This window comes from Streptomyces sp. P17 (assembly GCF_032436805.1).
GTDB lineage: Bacteria > Actinomycetota > Actinomycetes > Streptomycetales > Streptomycetaceae > Streptomyces.
The window spans coordinates 1-281 of record NZ_JAVRBF010000660.1 but is presented as its reverse complement, the minus strand read 5'-3'; the positions used below and the strand labels follow the sequence as shown (position 1 = coordinate 281).

Genomic DNA, 281 nt, shown 5'->3' with positions numbered 1-281 from the left:
CCTGCTTTAATTTGGTTTTTACGTAAGTTCCAGCCTAAGTTTATTTCTAAAATAGAACTCACAAAAGGCATCCCTTCTATTTCGTTTAATCTTAAATATGGCGGAGGGGCTAATATTGATCGTAAAGATAGCAAACAAGCTATCGGAGAAATCATTAAACTGGGCCGTCGTTTAGAAGAAAACAATTGGAGTACGGTTATTTTTGCCGAAGGTACACGTGCAAGAGACGGTAAAATAAAACCTTTTCAGGTAGGAGGCATTGCAACTCTTCTAAAAACTAC

Annotated in this window: 1 protein-coding gene; it reads left to right on the top strand. The window is 37.4% G+C overall.

Features of this window, described 5'->3' with window-relative positions:
• A partial coding sequence (locus RMT89_RS42485; protein WP_315889107.1) for a 1-acyl-sn-glycerol-3-phosphate acyltransferase occupies positions 1-281 on the top strand: 281 nt, incomplete at both ends.